We start from the raw sequence: 21,597 nt of genomic DNA, 5'->3' as shown, positions 1-21,597 counted from the left end.
GTATTATCTCATGAGAAAAGCAACCGTCAATATAGATAAACAAAACGCGGTCATCCGCATACGCGGACTGTACAAATCTTTTGACACCCTGGATGTGCTGACCGGCATGGACCTTGACCTGTACAAAGGGGAAAACGTAGTCGTACTGGGCCGTTCAGGCACCGGTAAATCTGTATTGATCAAACTCATTGCAGGAATATTAAAGCCCGACAGCGGTACGATAGAGGTAGCGGGAGAAGAAATAGACCAGCTCTCTTCCAGGGAGCTACAGGAGCTACGGTTGAAAATAGGCTTCCTCTATCAGGGCAGCGCATTATACGACAGCATGACGGTGCGCGAAAACCTGGAGTTTCCGTTGGTGAGGAACAGCCCGGACCTCTCCCCGGATGAAAGGGAGGCGGCCATTCGTGAGGTGCTGGAAAACATGGACCTGAAGGACTCGATCGATAAAATGCCTGCGGAGCTATCAGGCGGGCAGAAAAAGAGAGTGGGCATTGCCCGCACGCTGATACTGCATCCGGACATTATGCTGTACGACGAGCCCACCGCCGGATTGGACCCTGTCACCTCCGGTGATATCAACAAGTTGATCAACGAAGTACAACAAAAATATCAGACCAGCGCGGTCATCATCACACATGACCTCACCTGTGCCAAAACCACCGGCGACCGGGTAGCGTTGATTGCAGATGGCAAATTCTGTATGGAGGGATCTTTTGAGGAAGTATTTCAGAACGGTAATGAAGAAGCAAAAAAATTCTATGACTACAATTTCATCGAGGACTCATGAAAGCGGGTAAAAACAGACAGCTGATTATTGTAGGCATCTTCTCGGTACTGGCGGTCATTATACTGGTTGCCGGCGTATTAATGCTGGGAGAACAACATAAATCATTTGAGAGAAAATTCCCGGTGAAGACCATCCTGCCTGATGTCAACGGGCTGAAAGTGGGCGACAATGTATGGTTTGCCGGCGTAAAGATCGGTATCATCAAAAGTATTGACCTCACCGATGATGGCCGGGTACTGGTGACGATGAGTATCGAAACAAAAGCCAGAAAACACATCCATCAGGATTCCTATACCAAACTGGGCACAGATGGACTGATTGGCAACAAGATCATCACGATTTCCGGCGGTGCTGCGGCCACTCCCCTTATCGCCGACAACGGTTATCTGCGAGGCAATGCAGGCGCCAGTGATATGATGGACGTACTGGATTCCGCCAGTAAAAATTTAGTGCAGATCACCAAAAATCTCAGAGATGTGAGTCAACGGATACTGACCGGTAAAGGCACGCTCACCGCCTTGCTCAATGATTCGGTGATGGCAGGCAACCTGCAATATACGCTGCAGGACGCCAAAGGCGCCATGGCGCAAATCCATACCGGCAGCGGTAAAGTCATGGACAATCTTTCGGCTTTCTCCACCCGGCTCAATCGCTCCGGTACATTGGTCAACAATCTTCTGACCGATACCACCAGTTATGAAAACATCAGCAAAAGCATCACCCAATTAAAAGCGACCATGGATACGCTGGTGCTGTTTTCCAAAAACCTGAAAAAAGCCAGTGAGTCGTTGAACAGCCGGCAGGGCGTGACTGGTGTGCTGTTGAATGACGAAGCGGCAGCTGAACATTTACGCAGTACGCTTAACAATATCGATTCTTCCAGTATCAAACTCAAAGAAGACCTGGAAGCCGTGCGGCACAATTTCCTGTTCCGCGGTTACTTTAAAAAGAAGGGGAACTGATGCCCGAAGGCACCAGTTCCTATAGCTGACCACTGAACGAATCAATTTCCTACAGCTTTCTGGGCATCTATCACGCCCCAGCCCAGCTGACCATGTTTGTTGTTATAGAAGCTGGACGCGCGACGCAAACGTGCCACGATGCTGTCGCGGGAATAGGTGGGATATTTGCTCCACACCAGTGCAGCGATGCCCGCAGCGCTGGCAGTAGCCACAGAAGAGCCACCCACTGTTGACGGCGCATCGCCGGTAGCCGCCGTAGTAAGCGGATTTCTGCCGGTAGTGGATTTTTCCATGATGATATCGAAAGCCACTTCACGACCGGAGTGACAGTCTTCACAAGGAGAAGTGCCGTTGTCTTTCACGCCGGTCACTGCCTGTACTTCCGGCATCGTAGCCGGATATACCACGCCGAGGAAAGGCCCGAAAGTAGAGTTGGTGGTACCTGCTGCGCAGAACATCAGTTTACCTTTGTTGTAAGCATAGCGGATACCGTCCGTTACGTGACCGAAAGAAAACAGAGAGCCCATGCTCATGCTGATGATTTTGATGTTGGCATCATCACCGCCGATCACATAGGCGTCACCGATACCCTGTACAGACTCGGGCGACAGGATCACCACGTTTTCTGCTGCATGAACGGTCACCAGGCTGGCATTGTAAGCGATACCGGCGCTGCTGCCGCTCACACCACGTGGTGCTGCTATTACACCGGCCATTTTGGTACCGTGGCCGCATACATCAGCAGGGGTACCACCAGGCCAGGTGGCTATTTTAGTGATAGTACGGCCAGAGGAAGCGCCCTGATTGAAGTTGCTGCCGAGATTGTCCTGCGTAGGGCTTACGCCGGTATCAATCAGCATGATCTTGACGTTGGCGCCGGTGGACTGTGTCCACGCCTGTGGAATATTATGATTGACATAGTTCCACGATTGTTTGGCGCCGGGGGTGATATTCGTATAGTCGACACCGGGAACCAGTGACGTATTGGCCAGGTTGGAGTCGCAGCCAAAAGTAAGCAGCGAGCTTCCTGATGCGCCACCGGAAGCGGGTTTCACCTGCATATAGCGGGCATATCCTACCGGCTCAGCATATCTTACCAGCGCAGAAGCGCGGAGCGCTTTGACGGTGGCAAAGCGGCTGGCTTTTACATAAAACACCGGCAGTTTGGGAGACTGATAAGTCACCAGTCCTTTTTCCTGTTTAGCATCACCTTTAAACTGTTCCGTTTCGGTGATCAGGTTTAACACCTGCTGCCGTGCATCCTGCCAGTTGCCGGCATTAACATTGATTTTGTCGATTTCCTGGCTGAGTTCAGCAGTGCCGGCGGGCTGGAAACCAACAGACAGGATGCTGTCGCCCTGTACCAGTGCGCTCCATACAACGCTGTCGTTGACCATTTTCCAGTCGAAGCGACCCGTTTTGTTGAGTTGTTCAAATACCAGTCCATTGATAACAGATTTTGGTACGACGCCTTCTGTGGCCGAAGGTTGGCCACCCTGCAGGACGGACTCTCCTCTTTTACAGGACATAAACGTGGCGAAGAGCATACAAGCTGCAAATAAATTAACAATTTTCATGTGAGGGTTTGCTTTAATGATGAGGATTTGGGTTTGGGTTTTAGATATGATTTAATTGTGTCTTGATATGTAGTGCTACAGTGGCCGCTCCGGTCTCCTTCGTCATGGAGATGTGATCGCCTGGTGCCGTCATCGCAGCAGCGCGGGTACCGAAGGGCGCCCATCCGAGGCTGTCATCGTTATCGGTGACGCTTCTGTCTTCTGCACGGATGACTGTCAGGGCGGTATCTGCCTTACCGGTAACGGTGTATTCCATAAACAAGCTGTGGGTGGCCATATCGAACATACGCATCACGAAGCCCAGGTGTTCCTTTTCTTCGGGCACCTGTTCTTTCAGGTATTCCAGCACGAATGGAATGACAGCCTTCGGTTCCAGTCCGGCTATGGCCGGCTTCAGGGCTTTCACCCATTCCGGATACGGCTTAACGGCGATCTTATATACTTCAAAGGCTTCCAGCAGGGAGTTATAAAGCGTATCGTTATCCAGCACACTGCGTTTAGGCGCTACATGTGTGTCCAGGATAAAGAGCGCTTCCACCTTGTCGCCGAGTTGCTCCAGCTGCCGCGTCATTTCGTAGGCCACCTGGCCACCGAGGGAGTGGCCTATCAGCCGGTACGGGCCTTCCGGTTGTACGGACTTCATCCACGCAATGTTCTGTGTAGCGATGGCAGGCACATTGTCCAGCGGTTTTTCACCGTCGAAGATGCCCATCATCTGCAGGCCATAGAGCACACCGACATCTTCCAGTGCAGCGCCTAATACCGTATAGCCTTCACAGATACCATTACCACCGGGCAGGAAAAAGAGTGGTGACGCCTGCGGACCATTATTCAGCGGGAGAATATGCGGATTGCCATGGAAGCCACCGACCAGTCCCGCGGCATTGACTTTAGCCGTAGCACGCTGGTCCAGCACATTCGCCAGTTCCGCGATAGTAGGATAATCGAAGATATCGCTGATGGAAATTTCGCCGGCCAGCTGTTTACGGATCAGCGCAATCAGGTGGATAGCCAGCAACGAGTTACCACCGGCCTCGAAGTAGTTATCGTGGATGCTCACTCTTTCCATCTCCAGCTGCTCTTTCCAGAAGTCGGCCAGCGCTTTTTCTGTAGGTGTGGCAGGCGCTACGTAGTCCTGGCTGGATTGAATAATGGTATCCGGGTCGGGCAGCGCTTTTTTATCCACCTTGCCGTTAACGGTCATCGGCAGTTTCTCCAGCGGTATCAGGTAAGAAGGCATCATATAATCCGGCAGGCGTTCTCTCAGCCATGCCACCAGCTTATCTCTTTCAAAATCACCTTTAGGCACAATGTATCCCAGCAGGCGTTTGTTACCGTTTTCTCCTGCTTTCGCGATGACCACCGTTTGACTGACGTGTGGATATTGCAGCAGCACACTTTCTACTTCACCCAGCTCGATACGGAAACCGCGTACTTTCACCTGATCGTCCTGGCGGCCGAGGTATTCCACCGCGCCATTGGGGCGCCAGCGGGCCATGTCACCGGTTTTATAGAGACGATCACCCGGTGTTTTGCTGAATGGATGAGGGATAAAGCGTTCTGCCGTTAGTTCTTCCCGGTTGAGATAACCACGCGCCACGCCATCGCCGCCTACATACAGTTCTCCGGCCACGCCTACCGGCACCAGCTGCAACGCAGCATCGAGGATATAGGCGGTACGGTTGTTCAGCGGCATACCAATGGGCGTATTGACGGTAAGGCCTTTCTCATGAATAGGATAACTCAGGGAGAACGTGGTGTTCTCCGTAGGTCCGTAGATGTTACTGATCCTGATGTCCGGGTAAGCCGTTCTGAAACGGACCACATGTTTCTCCGACATTTTCTCGCCACCGGTGAGGATCGCATGCAGATGGGCGAATACGCTCACATCTGTATCTACCAGCTGATTGAACCAGCCGGTGGTGATAAACAGTACCGTCACCTGTTTTCCGTACAACTCCTGCTTCAATACTTCTGTATCCAGCAGGTTGTTTTCGGGACTGAGCACCAGGCGGCCACCGTTGAGCAACGCGCCCCAGTATTCAAAGGTGGTAGCGTCGAAGGACAGTGAGCCGGCCGACAGGATGGCGTCGGTTGGTTGCAGCGACACATAGTTAGGCTGCATCACGAGGCTGGTCACGTTCCGATGGGTCACCAGCACGCCTTTCGGCTTGCCGGTTGAACCGGAGGTGTACATTACATAAGCGAGGCTGCCTGCGTTGAGCTTATTCTGTACAACGCCTTCCTGATAAGGCGGCAGTATTTTATACAACTCACCGATGCAGAGATGCGTCATTTCCGGTCTTTCTGCTTCCAGGCGCGCCACATACGGGCTAACGGTGAGGGATATATGACTATTGCTTTCCTCCAGCATGAAGGAAATCCTTTCTGCCGGATAGTCCGGGTCCAGCGGTACATAAGCGCCGCCGGCTTTCAGGATAGCGAGGATGGCCACCATCATTTCCGGTGAACGCGGGATACATACCGGCACCATCATTTCTTCCTTCACGCCCTGTTGTTGCAGATACAACGCCAGCCTGTCGGACCATTCATCCAGTTCCCGGTAGGTGATCTTCTCTTCCCGGAACAATACAGCAATATCGTTGGGCCGTTGGCGTGCCTGCACGGCAAACAGCTGCACGATGGTCTGATCAGCCGGATATGCGATAGCCGTGTTATTAAAGTCTTCCAGCAACACCTTTTCATCTGCAGCGTCCAGCAGCGGCAGCGCTGCCACCGGTGTCTGCGGCGCATTTACAATGGCCTGCAGCAGCCGTTTGAACTGAGACATCATCCGCTCGATGGTGCTGGCATGGAACAGGTCTGCACAATATTCCACGCTGGCGCCGAGTCCTTCGGGGCCTTCGCGGAATAATACGGTCAGGTCCAGTTTGGCAGTGGTATGCTCCGCTCCTTCTTCGGTCATGATGAGCTCACCGAGCTTCAGTTCCGGCACATCGGGCAGATTTTGCAGCACGAGCGCTACCTGGAAGATAGGGTTACGGCTAAGGTCTCTGTCTTTCGCCACCACCTCCACTATTTTCTCAAAAGGTACTTCCTGATGGGCGTAGGCATCGAGGGTGGTTTGTTTCACCTGTTGCAGCAACGCGGTAAAGGAAGGGTTCGCGCTCATATCACTTCGCAGCGATAATGTATTGATGAAGAAACCGATCAGTCCTTCCAGCTCCTGCCGGGTACGGCCTGCGATGGGACTGCCCACGCAGATGTCGTCCTGACCGCTGTAGCGATACAGTAATACCTGGAAGGCAGCCAGCAGCGTCATAAAGATGGTAGCGCCTTCCTGTTTGGCGAGGGCATGCAGCTGGTCAGACAACTCACGGTCCAGCATAAACGTAGTGGTAGCACCCCGGTTGCTTTGCACCGCACTACGGGGGTAGTCCAGTGGTAGCTGCAACGCTGCTACGCCGGACAGTTTCTGTTCCCAGTAGCCCAGCTGTTTAGCCAGTACCTCACCGGAGAGATGTTCCCGCTGCCAGATGGCATAATCAGCATATTGGAGTTCCAGCGGCGCCAGTTCCGGCTCACGGCCGGCCGCAAACGCCTCATAGAAAGCGGCCAGTTCTTTTACCAGGACACCGGTGGACCAGCCGTCAGATGCAATGTGATGCAGCGTGGCTACCAGGATGTGTTCCTCCCTGCTGAGCACAATCAGCTGTATCCGGAGCATATGGTCTGCCGACAGATCAAAAGGCGTGGTGATCAGCTCCTCCACAAAAGCATGGAGGGCGGTCGTATCTTTTCTGAAGGCAGGCTCTTCGTATATCTCCATGCGCCAGCGGTCCTGCGGCAGGATGTGTTGCCATGACTGTCCGTCGCTGGAGGTTATCACGGTGCGCAGCACTTCATGACGATTAATGATGGCTTGCGCAGAGCGGGCCAGCGCATCAGTGTCGAGCGGTCCTTTCAGTCGCAGCACCGTAGGCAGATGATAATGCAGACTGCCTTCCACCTGGTCAATGAACCACAACCGTTCCTGGCTGAAAGACAACGGGATGTTGGCCGGCCTTTCCTTCCGCAGGAGGTCCGGCGCCTGTGCCGTGCCTTTACGGGATTCCAGCAATACAGCCAGTCCGCCGATGGTAGGATGATCAAACACATCACCAATGGTCACTTCCAGCTGCAGTTGTTTTCTGATTGCGGAGATGAGGCGGATGGCCAACAGAGAATGTCCGCCGAGGGCGAAGAAATCGTCGTGCAGCCCTACCTGGTCCACTTCCAGCAGTTTCTCCCAGATAGCTGCCAGGCCTCGTTGTACGGCCGTTGTTGGTGCTGCAAACGCGTTGGTGTCTGCCAGTGCCTTGTCCGGGTCGGGCAATGCGCGTTTATCAATTTTGCCGTTGGCCAGCATCGGGAAGGCTTCGAGCGGTGTGAGGATGGCAGGCACCATATAATCGGGCAGTTGCGCGCGCAGCTGAGCGAGCACCGCTTCTTCGTCGAAGTCGCCTGCCGGCACCACATACCCAAGGAGGCGTTTGTTGCCGGTATTATCTTCACGGGCAATCACGACGGCCTGCACCACGCCAGGGCACTGTTCCAGCACCCGGCCAATTTCTCCGGGCTCCACGCGGTAGCCGCGTATCTTCACCTGATCATCTATACGTCCCTGGAAGAGAATATTGCCGTCAGGCAGGAGCTTCACGCGGTCACCGGTACGGTACAGCCAATCAGCAGGATTGGTGGTAAAAGGGTCCGCCACAAACCGGTCGGCCGTCAGTGCCTCGTTATGCAAATAACCTGCTGCCACACCTTCGCCGCCAATGTAGAGTTCACCGGGAACACCCACAGGACAAAGCTGTCTTTCAGCGTTGAGTACATACACCCGGGTATTGGAGAACGGTTTTCCCACGGGGATAAAGGCGCCATATTCCGTGTGTGCGTTCACGATATGCAACAGTTTACCGATCGTGGTTTCCGTGGGCCCATAGTGGTTCACCACCACACATTCTGCATGGGCAGCATGGATAGCGTCTACCACGCTGCTTTCCAGCGCCTCGCCGCCAAAGATCAGCAGCTTCGCCGGCAGCAGCAGCTGCTCGGGTTCAGACAAGGCCTTCCAGTGTGAAGGCACTATCTTGATACAATCTATTTCATGTCTTTCAAAATAAGACAGCACTTTCTGCGCATCGTTGATCGTGTCTTTGGAGAACAGGTGCAACGTAGCACCGATAGACAATGCAGCAAAGAGCACGGTATTGCCAAGGTCCGTAGCGATGCTGGACAACAGGCCGAATGAATGGCATTCATCGATCGGCAGGTGCGCTCTTAAGCCAGTGATATAGTCTGCCAGGTTGTGATGGGTCACCTTCACGCCTTTGGGCGTACCGGTACTACCGGAGGTATAGATCACATAGGCGACAGACGACGGCGTGGGCAATTCCAGCTGTTGTGTTGTCGTATAGCCGTTGATGATATGTTGCTGTTCATCGAGGAAGATGACTTCAAGCCCTTCTACCGCCGGTATGATATCGCGGTGGCGGCCAAGGCTGACCATCACGGTAGCCCTGGTGTCCTGCAACATATATTTGATCCTTTCTGCCGGGAAATCCGGTTCCACGGGCACATAGGCACCGCCGGCACGCAGGATCCCCATCACCGCCACCAGCATGTCCAGCGAGCGGTCCACGCATACCGGTACCAGCACATCAGCACCTACCCCTTTGCTGCGCAGGTAATGCGCCAGCGAGGCGGAACGATGATCAAGCGCCTTCCAGGTCAGCAGCTGCCCTTCAAAGGCCAGCGCGTTACTGTCGGAATGATGGCGGGCAGCCGCTTCAAACCAGTGCAGGAATGTTTGCTGCCGTGGGTAGTGGACGGTCTGTCTTAATGCTGCCAGCTGCTGTTGCGTTTCTTCACCGGTCAACAACGCCAGCTGGTCGATTTTCTCCTGCGGTTTGGCCACAATTGCTTCCAACAATGTCTCAAAATGGGCCAACATCCGCCGGATGGTTTCTTCGCGGAAAAGGTCCATCGCATATTCCACCGCCGCGTGTAAGCCGCCTTCACTGTCTTCCGTCATAGAGAGGATGATGTTGAAGCGTGCAGTCGTGTGCGTGATTTCTTCCGGCGCCAATGTCAGGTTGTGCAACTGAAAATCGGGGGAGGACGGTGTATTGTCCATTACAAACATCACCTGGAATAGCGGCCTTCTGTTGGGGTCGCGGTCTTTTACGACGGCTTCCACTATTTTCTCAAACGGCACTTCCTGATGATCGAAGGCGTCGAGGGTGGTATGTTTTACCTGCTGCAGCAGGTCGGTAAAGGCCGGATTATTGCCTAAGTCACTGCGCAGGGCCAGCGTATTGATGAAGAAACCGATGAGGTGTTGTGTTTCCTGTTGTGTTCTGCCGGCGGCAGACGTACCTACGCTGATGTCATTTTGTCCGCTATAGCGGTGCAGCAATACTTTAAAGGCTGAGAGCAATACCATGTAAAGCGTCGCATCCTGTTGCAGCGCCAGTTGCTGCAATTGCCGGCCGAGCGTTTTAGGCAGGCTGACACCCAGCCTCGCTCCTTTCATGCTGATGGTCGACGGCGGCGTAAAGTCGGTAGGCAGCTCCAGCGGCGCCACATCCTCCATCTTGTTTTTCCACCACGCCAGTTTGCGGTCCAGCGTTTCGGCGGAGAGCCGCGCCCGTTGCCAGATAGCGAAATCCGCATACTGCAACGGCAGTGCCGGCAGCTGCGCCTGTTCGCCGCCTGCATAGGCGTTGTACAGTGCCATCACCTCACGGGTAGCGATTCCCATGGACCAGCCGTCGGCCGCGATATGGTGAATCACCAGCACCAGCAGATGTTTGTGATGGTCGATACGCAGCAGATGCGCCCGCAGCAGATGATCACGCGACAGATCGAATGGTGCGCGCACCAGGGCGCCCAGCCAGGCTTCTCTGGTGGCTTCATTCGTATAGTCAGCTGCGTTATCTATCACGTTCAGCTTCCAGGTGTCAGTGGGTTGTATTTGTTGATACACCACGCCATCTTCTTCCAGCATCACAGAGCGGAGCACTTCATGGCGGTTGACCAGCGCCTGCAAGCTACGTTCCAGCGCAGAGACATTCAACGCCCCATGCAGCTGTAACAATTGCGGGATATGATATTGGACGCTGCCTTCCAGCTGATGAATGAACCACAGCCGCTCCTGGCTGAAGGACAACGGAATCCGCTGACCTCTGGTCTGTACCGTCAGTGCCGGCGCTGACGGCTGTATGCCTGCTGTGGAGGACAACCAGCTGGCCAGTTGTGCCACGGTAGGATGTGCGAAGACCGTCCGGATAGGCACTTCTACCTGTAAACGGCTTCTTACCAGTGCAATAAGGCGCACCACCTGCAGGGAGTTGCCACCGCATTCAAAGAAATTGTCGTGTATTCCTATGCGTTGTCGTCCTAATACTTCCTGCCAGATGGCCGCCAATGTCTCTTCCGTCGTATTGCGGGGCGCCACGTACGCGTTGGCCGAAATGCTATTCATATCCGGCGCCGGCAGGGCGTTTTTATCAATTTTACCGTTAGCGGTCAATGGCAGCTTGTCCAGCGTTACCCACAAGGCTGGCACCATATAATCCGGCAATCGTTTTTTCAGGAAAGCGACGGTATCTGGCTTCTGGTAATCATCGGTGGGCACCACATAAGCCACCAGTTGACGGTTGCCTTCATGGTCTTTGCGCGCTACCACAACAGCCTGCTGTACCTGTCCGCTGGCAGCCAGGGCGCTTTCTATTTCGCCCAGCTCAATACGATAACCACGTACTTTCACCTGTTCATCGAGGCGGCCCAGGTATTCGATGGTGCCATCCGGCAGCCACCGGCCGAGGTCTCCCGTTTTGTACATCCGTGCACCGGCATGGAATGGGTCTGCCACAAATTTCTCCTGTGTCAGATCGGGGCGGCCAAAGTAGCCCAATGCCAGGCTATCGCCGGCGAGGCATATTTCGCCGGCAATACCTGCCGGGCACAGTTTTTCACGACGGTTAAGGATATACACCCTGGTATTGCTGACCGGACGGCCGATCACCGGCGCGCGGTCTTTATCCGCAGCCGACAGTTCATACCAGGTGGCCACTACACTGTTCTCCGTAGGGCCGTAGTTGTTAATGATTTTATAGGACAGACCACTGATATCTGTTGCCGGCAGCTGATCACCGCCGGTCAATAAATACTGTAACGGTAATATTTTGTCTGCTGCCGCACGGATAAATTCCTGTACCTGCGCTGTGGAGATAAAGGCGTGTGTAAAGCCCTGCTGACGATGCAAGGCAATCAGCGATGGCATGAGTACACGGGTATCATTATCGGACAGGTACACATAGGCGCCTGTTGCCAGGTAAGGCCATACTTCCCAGCCGAAGGCGTCGAAGCCCACGCCGGAAACAGCCGTGGCCCTGCTGTGCGCGTTCACGCGGAAAGCTTCCTGATGCCAGTGTATGAGGTTACTTAAGCCACGATGTGGCACGATCACGCCTTTCGGCTGACCGGTAGACCCGGAAGTATAGATCAGATAGGCCACATGACCCGGTGTTACTTCCGGCAGCGCGGCGGTAGATTTATATCGGTTGATCGTCTCCCGGTCCACATCCAGCCGAATGATGGTCAGCAAATCCATTTCCGGTAAACTGCTATTGGATTCACTATCCGTGATCAGCACAGTGGCGCCGCTATCATGCAGCATATAACGGATACGGTCCAACGGATAAGCCGGGTCTACCGGCACATAAGCTGCACCAGCCTTCATGATGGCCAGCATCGCCAACACGATATCGGGAGAGCGTTCCAGGCATACCGGCACCCGGTCGCCTGCTTTTACGCCCTGCCCCAACAGGTAATGCGCCAACTGGCTGCTTCTTTCATCCAGTGTTTTATAGGTTACGGAAGTTGTGGCAGATGCCAGCGCTGTTGAATTCGGCCGCATGGCCACCTGTGTGGCAAACAATGACAGCATCGTATCTTCGGCAGGGTAAGCCACCGGGGCTTGATTGAACGCATGTAGCAGCTGTACTGTTTCTTCCGTTGTCACGAGCGTCAGCTCCTCTATCGCTATGCCCGGCGTCTGCACAATGGCACGGAGCAGTTGCTCAAAATGCGCCACCATGCGCTGAATCGTAGATTCATGGAACAGGTCCACACAATATTCTACACTGCCCATCAAACCATTAGCGCCCTCTATCACCGACCAGCTCAGGTCAAACCGGGAAGTGGTATGCGCGCTTTCCTGCTGCGCCAGCGCCAGTTCACCCAGCTTCAGGTCTGCTTCTTCAGGAGCGTTCTGTAAAACGAACATCACCTGGAACAGCGGCGTACGGCTGATATCCCTTTCTCTCACCACAGCATCCACCACCTGCTCAAAAGGTACTTCCTGTTGCTCGTAAGCGCCCAGGGTGGTCTGCTTCACCTGTTGCAACAACGTAGTAAACGCAGGATCATTGCCCAGATCACTGCGCAGCGCCAGCGTATTGATGAAGAACCCGATCAGTCCTTCTGTTTCCTGCCGCGTTCTGCCGGCAACGGGCACGCCTACACAGATATCTTCCTGTCCGCTGTAGCGGCACAACAATACTTTAAAGGCCGCCAGCAGCGTCATAAACAAAGTAGTGCCCTGTTGTTGTGACAATGCCTGCAAAGCAGCGGACAACTCACGGTCAAACCTAAACGAATACATGCTGCCGCGGGTACTTTGTACAGCGGGTCTCGGGAAATCCGTGGGAAGCTGCAACGTAGTAGTGCCGGACAGTTTATTTTTCCAGTAGGTGAGTTTATCCTGTAATACGCTGCCAGCAAGATATTCCCGTTGCCATATCGCAAAGTCGGCATATTGGATGCCCAGTTCCGGCAACGAAGGTGTACGGCCTGTCGTCAGCGCATCGTACAGCTCCACCAGTTCATTCACGATAATACCGGTGGACCAGGCATCAGAGGCAATATGGTGCTGGGTGACCACCAGCACGTATTCTTCCCGTTGTCTGGCGATCAGGTGTGCGCGCAACATATAGTCGTTAGCAAGATCGAAGGGCGCGTTCACCAAACGGGCGATATAGTCCTCCAGGGCACTTTCGGCCATCGATGCAGTGCCGGCGATGATCTGTAACTGCCAGTCGTTTGCCGGCAGCACGCGTTGCCAGGTTTCGGCACCGTCATGCGCTATCACGGTACGGAGCACTTCATGGCGCTCGATGATCGTCTTCAGCGCAGTGGCCAGTGCTACTGTGTCCAGCGCGCCTTTCAGTCGTAGTACTGCCGGCACGTGATAGTGTACGCTGCCTTCCATGCGGTCGATGAACCAGAGCCTTTCCTGGCTGAAAGACAACGGAATGCGGGCCGGCCTTTCTTTTTTAACGATTGCCGCAGCGGCAGGCTGTGCTGTCCGTTGCGCCAGTTGAGCGGCCAATGCAGCTACCGTAGGATAATCAAACACATCGCCGATCGTTACTTCCGCTTCCATTTGTTTACGGATAGCGGAGATCAGGCGGATGGCCAGCAGGGAGTGGCCACCGAGGGCGAAGAAATCATCATGCAGCCCTACCTCGTCTACTTCCAGCAACACCGACCAGATGGCGGCGAGCTTTTTCTCCGTGGCTGTTTCGGGCGCCACATATCCCTGTTGTGCTTCGATGGTCTCATCCGGGTCCGGCAACGCTTTGCGGTCTACCTTACCGTTGGCCATCAACGGGAAGCTATCCACGATCGACCACAACGCCGGATGCATATGATCAGGCAATTCGTTTTTCACATACGCCTGTAATGTTTCTTTATCTGCTCCGCTACCCCGCAGGATATAAGCGACGAGGCGTTTATCACCGTTGCGGTCAGGCTTCGCCAGCACGACCGCCTGTTCTGTGAGACCGCTCTTCACGAGTGCGTTCTCTATCTCCCCTAATTCTACGCGGTAGCCGCGGATTTTCACCTGGTCGTCTGCACGGCCCAGGAAGAGGATATTGCCGTCCGGCAGGTATTTTACCAGGTCGCCGGTGCGATACAACAAGGAGGAAACGCCGGGCAGGAAACGGTCGGTTACGAACTTCTCGCTGGTCAGCGCTTCCTGATGCAGATAGCCCGCAGCCACCCCATCACCGCCGATGTACAGTTCTCCCGGAACACCCACAGGGCTCAATTTTCCGGTTGGAGACACCACATATATGCGTGTATTGGAGAATGGTTTACCGATTGGTACCTGTTGCTCGTACACGTTTTCCGGCTGAACAATATGGACCAGTTTTCCGATAGTCGTTTCCGTTGGGCCGTAGTGGTTCACCACGGTGCAGTTGTTGCCTGATGCCCGGATAGCCGCGATAACGCCGGCATCCAGCGCCTCTCCTCCAAAAATGAGCAACTTCCGGGGCAACAACAGGTTGCCTGGCAACGACAAAGCTTTCCAGTGCGATGGCACAATTTTAATACAGTCTACCGGATGCGCTGCAAAGTACGCCGCGATCCTCTCGGCATCATTTACCGCATCTTTGGTGAAGACATGCAATGCCCCACCGGTGGCCAATGCGCCAAACACGACGGTATTACCCAGGTCGGTAGCGATGCTGGACATGAGGCCGAAAGAACGGCTCTCTTCCAGTGGCAATGCATGTTTCAGGCCATATACATAATCCATCAGATTCTGATGGGTAACGATCACCCCTTTGGGATTACCGGTACTGCCGGAAGTATAAATCACATATACCGGCTGTCCGTGTATCCATTCCCGTGCGATGCGTGTAGCAGGCATGGTGTCCAGTACCGCAGCGTCCCCGTCGAGCGTTATCACCTGTTGGCCTGCCAATGGCAGTTTGCCCGCGCAGGCGGTGTTGGTAACGATCACGTTGGCTTCTGTATCCGACAGCATAAAGGCCACCCGTTCTGCCGGGAAATCCGGATCGATGGGCACATAGGCGCCACCTGCTTTCAGAATGCCCAGCAGTGCCACCAGTATATCGGCAGACCGTTCCAGGTATAAAGGTACCAGTGAGCCGGTAGTCACCCCTTTGCCACGGAGATAGTGTGCCAGCCGGGTAGCCCGCTTATCGAGCTGACTGTAGGTCAATACCAGTTCTTCGCAACGCACGGCCGTCTGTTCCGGCACGCGGTCGGCCTGTGCTTCAAATATATCGATGAGGGTAGTATGCGCAGGATAAGCCACCGTAGCGGTATTCAGCAGCTGTTGCTTTTCGAAGGATGTGAGCAGTTCAATATCCTGAATGGTTTCTGCAACACCGGTAGCTATCTGCTGTAATACCTGTTTAAAATGTCCGGTAATCGCTTCCAGGTAATGATCATCCAGCAGCGCTGTGTTATAGGCAAATACCAGACTTGTCTCCGTAGAAATACTAATGATGATGGTCAACGGATAGTTGGTGTGCGGATGCGTTTCCACATGCTTCACCTTTAGTTGCCACTCTTTCGCATTGACCACTTCATTCACCGGATAGTTCTGGAATGTGATGGAACTATCAAACAGGTCTCCGTTAACGCCCGCCCATTGCTGTACCTCTTGCAGATTATTATATTGATGTTCCCTGCTATGCAGCTGACCTGCCTGTATCTGCTGCAACCATTCGATGATGTTATTGTTTTCCTCCACTGCGGTATGCAGCGGCAGCGTATTGATATACAGCCCCACGCCTTTTTCAGCGCTGGGCAGGCTGTCCGGGCGACCGGAGACGGTGATACCGTAAGCTACATTACGGTGACCGGTGTAGGCATGTAACAGGTACGCCCATACGCCCTGCATCAGTGTGTTCACCGTAATATGATGTCGTTGGGCAAAGCGGGACAGCTGCTGAGTAAAGGATGCGTCCAGTACCAGTTTTCGGTTATGGTAAGCCCCCACGCCTTTGGTACGCGCGGTGGTGTTGCCAATAAAAGGTAACAAGGTGGCTTCATTCAGGTCGTGCAGATATCCTTTCCAGTAATGCGCTGCTTCCGCTTTATCCAGGCGGTCGAGGTAGCGGATGTATTCTTCAAAATGATCTTCTTTCAGTGAAGGCAGGGCACTGCCGGTGAGCAAGGCGTCGTATCCTGCCAGCAGGCCTTCTACCAGAATAGGCAGCGACCAGCCGTCCAACAGAATGTGATGGGAGGTCCATAACATGCGGAAATTGTTTTCGTGCAGGCGTACCAGTGTCAACCGCATCAACGGTGCTTCCGTAAAATCAAAACCCTTACGCAGGTCGGTGGTCAGCAGCTCCTGGTATAACCTGTTCTGTTCTTCCTGATCAAAAGCAGTATAGTCCAGTATCTCCACCGGCAGCTTCACTTTCTTGTAAACACACTGCACGGGAATGCTGAACCGGTCGTAATAAAAAGCCGTGCGCAGGATGGTATGTTTTTCCAGCAGCAGGTCCCAGCTTTTTACAAAGGCATCTACCTGAAGATCATCTATATCCACGGTCATCTGTTCAGTGTAGGTCCCCCCTTCTGCAGCATAGAGGCTGTGGAAGAGCATCCCTTCCTGCAGGCCGCTCAGACGGTACAGACTGTCCACCTGATCACGCCGGGGGGCGCCGTTATGTTGCGCATGGAGGAAGTTGTCCAGCTCCTCATTGGATACCCATGCACCCAAACCATAGTCGGATGGCGTGAACACGGATGTTGTCACTGCTACGCAATGCGCTACCAGCTGTTCCAGCTGCGACAGGTACTCCGTCGCCAGTTGTGCGATAGTGGCTGCTTCAAAATGCTGCGTGCTGTAATTCCAGTCGAGGCGCAGTTGCCCCTCACTCACGAGGCCTGTCACGGTCAGCAGTTCCTGCAACGGGAAGGCCGGACCCGTATCGGCGCCGGATGATTCAGATGCGCCGCTAAACAGGCCCACTTCGTCTTTCAGGTTATCCGACTGACCGAGATAGTTGAAAACCACGTTCCATGGATTAGCTCCCTGCAACGCTGGTATTTTATTCAGATATTTCAGGACGCCATAACCCAGACCTTTGTCCGGTATGCTCCGCAGCTGCTCTTTCACCGCTTTCAGCGCATCGCCCTTATGTGGGCTGTTGCCGGTTTCCAGCAATACGGGAAACAGGTTTGTAAACCATCCGACCGTACGACTGGTATCGATATTTTTATTGATATCTTCTCTTCCGTGTCCCTCCAGTCCTACGATCACCGCAGCATTGTTGTTCCATGCCGACAAGGTGAGTGCCAGTGCGGTCAGCAGGACATCATTGATCTCTGTATGATAAGCTCTGGAAGTATCTTTTAGCAGTTGTCGGGTGATCTCCGCGCTCAACTGCGCGGTATGACTTCCTATATCCGATACCGTTACAGTGCCGGTAACGATCTTATCTGTTTTCAGTTTCAGCGGTTGTTGTACTACCTTCTCCCAGTAAGGCACCTGCAACAGTCCACGTTGCGACATACCATAGTCCACCAATGCCTGTTGCCATTGACGATAAGAGGAAGTCTTTCTTTCCGGCTGATGGCCTTGCAAGAGCTGTTGCAGATCTTCCAGCAGGATACGCCAGGAAACAGCGTCCACTGCGAGGTGATGCACGACGATAAACAACCGGTTGGCGACTTCCGCTTCCGGTGTCAGTATCAATACAGCCTGCACCAGTGTTCCTTTGATGTCCAGGCTGGCCTGGTAACGATCGGCGGTAGCTGTAATGGCCGCCGGCAGTTGTGCCGCCGCCACGCTGCGCAGATCAACTACTTCCGGTTTTCCTTCATAGGGACCATATTCCTGCTGCCACAAGTTGCCCTGCTGATGATAGACAAATCTTAAGGCATCGTGGTGATTGATCAGCTGCTGAATGGCTGGTGTCAATACCTCCAGCGCTACCTTTTTATCTATCCCCAGTAATACGCTCTGGTTGAAGTGATTCAGCACAGCGGTGTCTATATTCAGGAACCATTGCTGAATAGGCAACAGGCCGCTGGCGCCGGTGAGCGTTCCCTGCTCACCAGTAACAGCGCGACCGGCATGTGTTTGTATATGAGCGGCCAACGCGGCGATATGTTGATGCACAAACATGTCTCTTGGCTGCAACTCATAACCTGCGCGCCTTATCCGGCCTACGGCCTGAATAGTGATAATAGAATCGCCACCGAGTTCAAAGAAATTATCGTATATCCCTACCTGTTGTACGCCCAGCAGTTCCTGCCAAACGGTGGCCAGCACTTCTTCTATCGTGTTGCGTGGCGCCACATAACTGGCTGCTGCCGCACTTTCCAGCGACGGCTCCGGCAAGGCTCTTTTATCAATCTTACCGTTGGCAGTCAATGGGAATTCATCCAATACAGTGATCACCGCCGGCACCATGTATTCCGGTAAACGGCCTCTCACTTCCGCAAGGGCTGCATCTTTATCGAAAGTATGATCAGCCTCCACATAAGCCACCAGCCGTTTATGTCCTGCCGTATCTGCTTTCGCCAGTACCAGCGCTTGTTTAGCACCTTTGCTGGCCACCAGTACGTTTTCAATTTCTCCCGGTTCTATGCGGTAGCCGCGTACTTTCACCTGTTCGTCGATACGTCCCAGGTATTCGACAGCGCCATCTGCGCGCCAGCGGCCTAAGTCACCGGTATGGTAAATCCGCTCTCCGGTGGCGCTCACCGTAAATTTTTCTTCCGTCAATACCGGCAGGTTCAGGTAGCCTTTCGCCAGGCTGGCCCCGGCGATGCAGATCTCCCCTGCCACGCCCACCGGGCAGATAGCGCCGGCCGGGCTCAGTACGTATAGCCGTGTATTGCTGATCGGGTAGCCGATAGGTGGCGTTGCCACAGCATTTACAGGCAACAGCGTATAACTGGTCGTTACCACGCTATTTTCCGTAGGGCCGTAGTTGTTAACCAGCGTATAAGACAACTGTGCCACATCAGTGGCGGGCAGCTTATCACCGCCGGTAAGCAGGTATTGCAGGTCTTGTATCTTTCCGGTGCCGGCTTGTATAAACGCGGGCACCAGTGCTGTGGAGATAAAAGCATGCGTGATTTGTTCCTTCACATGCAACGCCACCAGGGCGGGTATGAAGATGCGGGTGTCGTCATCCACGAGGAAAACAGATGCGCCAGTGGCGAGATAAGGCCACACCTCCCATCCGAAGGCATCGAAGCCGATGCCGGAAACAGCCGTGGCACGGCTATCGGCCGTCACGCGGAAAGCCTGATTGTGCCAATGCACCAGATTGGCCAGCCCGCGGTGTGCTATCATCACCCCTTTGGGCTTGCCGGTAGAGCCGGACGTATAAATCACATACACCAGCCCTTCTGCTGTTGGTTTCACGGCCAGCGCCGTTGCAGGGCAACGGTCGATGGCTGCCTGCTCCTGTGCCGGGATGACCGGCTTTATCTTCTCTCCTATACCGGTGGCGATCACTTCACTACAAACGACGATCGTGGCGCCGGTATCTTCCAGCATAAAACGAATACGCGCCGGCGGATAAGACGGATCTACCGGTACATAAGCGGCGCCGGTTTTTATAATGGCCAGCATCGCCACAACGAGATCATTGGAACGTTCGAGGCATACAGGCACGAAGCTGCCGGCTGTAACGCCCTGCTGTTGCAGGTAGTGGGCCAAACGGTTAGAACGTTCATTCAGTGCCCCGTAAGTCAGCGCTCCTGCCGCGCTGTTCACCGCTACTGCTTCGGGCCTTGCATCTACCTGCTCGCTGAACAGGTCCAGTACGGTTTTATCCAGAGGGAAGTCTGCGCGGGTATTGTTAAAGGTGTCGATTAATTGTTGTGCTGCGGCTTTGTTCAGCAACGACAGCTCGTCGATCCGGGCTTCCGGTGCGGCCACGATGGACAACAACAGCTCTTTGAAGTGTGCAATCAATGCCTCTATGGTGGCTGCACTGAACAAGTCAGCGCAATACTCCACGCCGCCTTTCAGTCCTTCGTTCGTTTCTTCCATGATGAGCGTAAGATCGAACTTAGCGCTTTCTGTAACGATTTTCTCTTCAGACAACCGCAGCTTACCGGGTGCATCTGTTTTAGATACCGGCGCGTTCTGTAAGGCAAACACTACCTGAAACAACGGACTACGGCCGGGATCACGGCCTTTCACCACTGTTTCGATTACTTTCTCGAGCGGCACCTCCTGATGATCATATGCGCTCAAGGTGGTCTGTTTGATTTGCTGTAACAACGCGCGGAAAGTAGGATGATCGCTCAGATCACTGCGCAGCGCCAATGTGTTCACAAACAGGCCGATCAGTGTTTCCATCTCCGCTCTTGTTCTGCCGGACACGGGGCTTCCCACGCAGATATCATCCTGACCGCTATAACGGTACAACAGCACCTTAAAAGCCGCCAGCAATGTCATGAAGAGCGTAACGTCTTCCTGACGGGTCAGCTGTTTCAGTTTCTCCGCCAGTGAACGATCGATGGTAAAATCGATGGTGGCGCCGCGGGTACTTTGTACCGCAGGCCGCGGATAGTCCGATGGCAATTCCAGCGGAGCCACGCCAGACAGCTGCTTTTTCCAGTAGTCCAGCTGCTGTTGCAGGCCGCTGCTGCCCAGCTGTTGGCGTTGCCACAGGGCGTAATCGGCATATTGTATTTCCAGCGGCGCCAGTTGTGGCGTATATCCGTTGGCGTAAGCATCATAGAGCGCCTGCAACTCACTCACCAGAATGCCGGTGGACCAGCCGTCTGACACGATATGATGCAGGGTGAGTGCCAGTATATGAACATCTCCTTTGAGGACGATCAGTTGCGCGCGTAGCAGGTGATCATTAGCCAGATCAAAGGGAATAGCGATATAATTTCTCAGGACTTCCTGTAAAGCTGCGTGGTCATTGAGGCAATGGGCGCCGTCTGTCACCGTGAGTTGCCATTGGTCTTTCTCCATCACATATTGGGATGGCCTGCCCGTATCCTCATTGGTACGGATAACGGTGCGCAGAATTTCATGGCGGTTAACGATTTCGCGCAGGGCGCTCTCCAGCGCGCGCCGGTCTAAAGCACCTTCCATGCGGAGGGCGGCCGACAGGTGATAGGCCACGCTGCCTTCCAGCTGATCGATGATCCAGAGCCTTTCCTGGCTGAAAGATAAAGGCACGGCAGTTTCGGCAGAGCGACCGGAGGCCGCCGCGATAGCCGTTCCCGTTACCGCCGCCGTACGCTGGTGGTATTGCCTGAAATAGGTAATCAGATGCTGTTTGTTGTCCTTCAGCACCTTTAGCAGGGTGCTGTCGATCTTCTGCTCTTTGTTAACTTTTACCACCAGATCGTTTTCGTCATAGGATATTTTTATTCCCGAATCCTGCGCCTTTCCCAGTAAGTCAACGATGTCAATTAAATTAAAATCTGACATAAACGGTTG

At 53.9% G+C, this 21,597-nt stretch carries 4 protein-coding genes; 2 read left to right on the top strand and 2 right to left on the bottom strand.

Annotated features, from left to right (window positions below; translation table 11 throughout):
- Window positions 1-10 precede the first annotated feature (10 nt).
- On the top strand, window positions 11-790 hold the full coding sequence (locus tag ICL55_RS03655; protein WP_188094678.1) for an ABC transporter ATP-binding protein: 780 nt from the start codon (window positions 11-13) through the stop codon (window positions 788-790).
- The gene (locus tag ICL55_RS03650) at window positions 787-1,752 is read left to right on the top strand and encodes an MlaD family protein (RefSeq protein ID WP_188094677.1); all 966 of its coding nucleotides are present in this window, start codon (window positions 787-789) and stop codon (window positions 1,750-1,752) included. Before ICL55_RS03655 ends, ICL55_RS03650 begins: the two co-directional genes overlap by 4 nt.
- A gap of 41 nt (window positions 1,753-1,793) precedes the next feature.
- On the opposite strand, the gene ICL55_RS03645 is transcribed toward ICL55_RS03650, so the two are convergent.
- Together ICL55_RS03645 and ICL55_RS03640 are read right to left on the bottom strand one after the other, a co-directional pair.
- Window positions 1,794-3,329: a S8 family peptidase gene (locus ICL55_RS03645; RefSeq protein ID WP_188094676.1), complete on the bottom strand. Its 1,536-nt coding sequence runs from the start codon at window positions 3,327-3,329 to the stop codon at window positions 1,794-1,796.
- A gap of 40 nt (window positions 3,330-3,369) precedes the next feature.
- Complete coding sequence (locus tag ICL55_RS03640) at window positions 3,370-21,588, bottom strand: non-ribosomal peptide synthase/polyketide synthase (protein WP_188094675.1); 18,219 nt, start codon at window positions 21,586-21,588, stop codon at window positions 3,370-3,372.
- Between the last annotated feature and the right edge of the window lie 9 nt (window positions 21,589-21,597).

Origin of the sequence: Chitinophaga varians, assembly GCF_014529945.1 — a bacterium.
GTDB lineage: Bacteria > Bacteroidota > Bacteroidia > Chitinophagales > Chitinophagaceae > Chitinophaga > Chitinophaga varians.
Note: the sequence above shows the minus strand (reverse complement) of the source record. Positions and strands in the feature narration are given on the sequence as shown.